The sequence below is a fragment of the Limosilactobacillus gastricus PS3 genome, assembly GCF_000247775.1.
Classification (GTDB): domain Bacteria; phylum Bacillota; class Bacilli; order Lactobacillales; family Lactobacillaceae; genus Limosilactobacillus; species Limosilactobacillus gastricus_A.
In genome coordinates this window covers 1-4,087 of the sequence record NZ_AICN01000015.1, presented here as the reverse complement: position 1 = coordinate 4,087, position 4,087 = coordinate 1, and the positions used below count along the sequence as shown (strand labels likewise).

Below are 4,087 nucleotides of genomic sequence, written 5' to 3'. Positions count from 1 at the left end.
CTTGACAGATACATTTATAGAAAAGGGTTTGACAGCGCTTACACCTTTTAGTATTATTATGACATAAGGTAAGGAATTACCTTCTAATCAATTCTCTTTCTCTCTTATGCCAATCATCGTCTTATAGGCGGTGATTTTTTTATTGGGATTGGTTATAATTATTGGTTGAAGGAGTGAGAATATGGCTGAAATTGGGGTCTTAGACCTAATTGAACAAATTACCCGTTTAGATGGGAGTAAATATTACGAAATTGGTAATATGGTGCACAATGGTCGTGCCGAACTTGCCGCTGAACGAGGGTTCATTAAGGAAGTGCGAATTTTAAAATTAAATATTCCACACTCACAAACTGTGATTAAATATGAACAGTTCGTTAACGAACATTATCAAATGCAAGACGAATCAATGGACCATTGGGAAGAATGGCCGCGAAATGATGAAGCGGACGAGTGGGTGCAAACGATCGTGCAGGATAACCACGTTGGATAAAAAGTTGGGGGAAATAAATGGGGAATAGGCAAACGGGACGACGACATATTACAGGGGTCGATGGATTACGGGCAATTGCGGTTATTGGGGTGATTATTTATCATTTAATGCCCAGTGTCGCGCAAGGGGGATTTTTGGGAGTTCCCATCTTCTTGTTAATTTCAGGTTACTTTGTCACTTGTCAATTAGTGGTCGAGTATGACCACACGAATCGGATTGACTTTTTTCATTTTTATCATAAACGATTTGAAAGGTTGTATCCAACTTTAGTCGCGATGTTGATTGTGACAACGGCTTATATTACCTTGTTTCAAAGATCCTTATTAGTAAATTTGCGGTCGACGATTTGGACCAATCTTTTGTGGGTCTATAACTGGTGGGAAATTGGGCATGGGCAATCTTATTTTGATCGCTTTGCGGGCGAATCTCCTTTTACCCATTTATGGACGCTGGGGGTTGAGGTTCAGTTTTATGTTCTTTGGCCAATGCTCTTAGTAATTTTGTTGATGATGTTTTATCAACGTCGTCAGCGCGTTAGGTGGGTAGTATTGTTATTGGCAATCCTGTCAGCGCTTGAAATGGCGGTCCTATATCACCCGACTAGCATTAATCGGGTCTATTACGGGACCGATACGCGGGCTTTTTCGCTTATGTTAGGGGCCTTTTTAGGTTTGATTTGGCCCATTAATCATCTTCGACCAAATATTGACCGAGCGTGGTCAACAGCGCTAGATTTTTTGGGCATCCTAACCTTATTGGGAACCATTTTTGGTTTCTTCACCCTATCGGGGCAGGATGCCGCTACTTACCGAGGAGCAATGTTTGGTTATAGTTTCTTGGGGACGATCTTGCTAGCGACGATTGTTCATCCAGGTGCCCATATGAACCGTCTATTAACTAATCATTTGTTTACCTGGATCGGGAAACGCTCATATGGAATCTATGTCTATCAATTTCCCGTTATGATTTTTTATGAAAATGTTGTTAAGGTGGGAAATCATCCATTAATTCACGGCATTATCCAGCTGGCAATTATTATGGGGATTAGTGAATTATCTTATCGTTACTTCGAACGCCCATTAGCTAATTATGATTGGCATAATCTAGGACAGACCTTACGGACTCTCTTTAATCGGACTCAATGGCGACGGTGGCTAGTGGTTGGCCCGGCCCTAATCTTAACTGGGATTGCCATCTACGGATTATGTTTACCTGAACCGAAGCCAACAGCGACGGCAGTTCAAAAACGGATTACGCAAAATGCCAAAATGATCGCGAAACGGAATCAAGAAATTGCGGCTGGCAAGACGCCCCAGGTGAATGTTAATAGTAATTCGATTAAGCAGCGTTATGATTTAACTACAAAGCAGGTCAAAAAACTACAGCGATTAAAAATTACCGCCGTTGGTGATTCCGTAATGCTGGATGCATCTCAATCGATTCAACAATTAATGCCCCTCGCATATGTTGATGGTCAGGTTGGCCGTCAAGGAAACGATACGCCTACTGTTTTAAAGACTTTGGCTAGTCAAGGACGCTTGGCCAATATTGTCGTTCTTAATTTAGGTACTAATGGTCCAATTAAGGATCAAGCGGTGGATGAGATGTTATCGATTATTGGTAGTAAGCGCCAGGTCTATTGGGTAACTGCGCATGTGCCGACTAGATCATGGCAAGATTCGGTAAATGACCAGATAAAAAAAGCGGCAAAAACCCACCAAAATGTTCATCTTGTCGATTGGTACCAATTAAGTAAGGATCATAATGACTGGTTTGCCAGTGATCAGGTTCATATGCAAGAAAAGGGTAATGTGCAATTTACGCGGCTGATTGCAACCACGATATTAAAATATAATAAGTAGAGGTAATGATAATGCAACAAATGATCGCCTTAGATTTAGATAATACTTTATTTAATTCTGATAAAGAAATCAGTCCACGGAATGAACAGGTTCTGAAGCGGGTTCATCAAGCCGGGGTCAAAATTGTTTTATGCACCGGGAGACCAATAAACGCCATTCGGAATTATCTCGATCAACTAGAACTCAATCAGGCGGAAGACTATACCATTAACTTTAATGGAGGCCTCGTAACTAATAATCAAACGGGCGAATTTTTATTTCAAAAAGGACTTGTAAAGTCGGATTTAGATGTTTTGTATGAATTCGTCATGGCACACCAATTGCCATTAGATGTTCTTGATTTTGATAAAGTATATGAAATTAAAACCGGACAACAGTCTTTATATGGTGCTACGGTGAAAGGAATTGACTTTACCAATGATGATTATCAAGACTTACCAGCGGGAGATAAATTATACAGTAAAGCAGTTATTGCGGTAGATCCAGCCCAAATGGCGCAGGTGAAAGCTTTAGTTCGGGATGATGATCAAATAGGGCAACACTTTACGGTGGTTCAATCGCAACCACATATCTTAGAATTTATTCCTTTGGGATTAAATAAAGCAGTGGGCTTGCAGCACTTACTGGAGCATTTTGAAATGACCTTTGCAGACCTAACGGCTTTTGGTGATGCTGATAATGATAAAGAAATGTTAGCAGCGGCTGGTGATGGAGTGGTGATGGCGAATGGTTTGCCGGCTGTTAAAACAATTGCCGATCACGAAACTTTATCTAACGATGAAGACGGCGTGGCAGTTTACATTGAGAATAAATTTGTAACATTATTGCAATAAAAAGACTAAAAAGGGCTAAATTAAGGTGATTAACCTTGATTTAGCCCTTTTTTTGCAAAAATTTAGGGAGTAAATATTACATCAAATAACGATAATATGAAAATATCGCTAAAATGCTTAGTGATAGGATTCGGTAGCAGATTTAAATGGAATGGTAGTCTTAAAACAGGTGATTAAATGACAGAAGATAACAAAAGAGAAAGGGAACGTAATCTTTTTGTGATGAATCAGTAATTTTATTCCAGTAGTATATTACTTGTCGCTAAGGCAAGTACAAAGAAAAGGAATGATATATTACATGTTTAAGTTTAAGAAAAAGTTCTTAATCCAATTAACGACGACCTTAGGAGCATTAGCATTGGGAGTAACTGCTGCCGTAACTGTTGCTAATGCCGATACCACTTACACTGTTAAGAGTGGTGATACCTTAAATAGTATTTCCCAACAATATGTTGGTGATAAATCATTAGTTAGTTCAATTGTAAAAGCTAACAATATCAGTGACCAAAACGTAATCTATGTTGGTGAACAACTTACTATCCCAACCGATAGTAGTGATAATGCATCAACTAATACCGATTCTTCAACCACGAGTGATAACAGTAGTAATACTGATTCTAACAGTTCAACGACAACTGATTCTTCTAGCTATACTTCATCTGTCTCCGGCAGTGAAGCTGAAGCGAAGGAATGGATTGCTCAAAAGGAATCCAGTGGTTCTTATACCGCAAGTAACGGGAACTATTATGGTCGTTACCAATTGTCACTATCATACTTAAATGGTGATCTATCGGCTTCTAACCAAGAAAAGGTTGCTGATCAATACGTTGCTAGTCGTTATGGTTCATGGACAGCCGCTAAGGCATTCTGGGAAGCTAACGGTTGGTACTAATATTTTTACC

Annotated in this window: 4 protein-coding genes; all 4 read left to right on the top strand. The window is 39.6% G+C overall.

The features are described from left to right. The first annotated feature begins 181 nt into the window (after nucleotides 1-181). Complete coding sequence (locus PS3_RS01855; RefSeq protein WP_007121843.1) at nucleotides 182-490, top strand: hypothetical protein; 309 nt, start codon at nucleotides 182-184, stop codon at nucleotides 488-490. A gap of 17 nt (nucleotides 491-507) precedes the next feature. Then, complete coding sequence (locus PS3_RS01850) at nucleotides 508-2,352, top strand: acyltransferase family protein (RefSeq protein WP_007121842.1); 1,845 nt, start codon at nucleotides 508-510, stop codon at nucleotides 2,350-2,352. A gap of 11 nt (nucleotides 2,353-2,363) precedes the next feature. Then, nucleotides 2,364-3,185, top strand: coding sequence for a Cof-type HAD-IIB family hydrolase (locus PS3_RS01845; protein WP_007121841.1), 822 nt, complete (start codon nucleotides 2,364-2,366; stop codon nucleotides 3,183-3,185). 298 nt (nucleotides 3,186-3,483) lie between these two features. After that, nucleotides 3,484-4,077, top strand: coding sequence for an aggregation-promoting factor (gene apf, locus PS3_RS01840; protein WP_007121840.1), 594 nt, complete (start codon nucleotides 3,484-3,486; stop codon nucleotides 4,075-4,077). Nucleotides 4,078-4,087 lie beyond the last annotated feature (10 nt).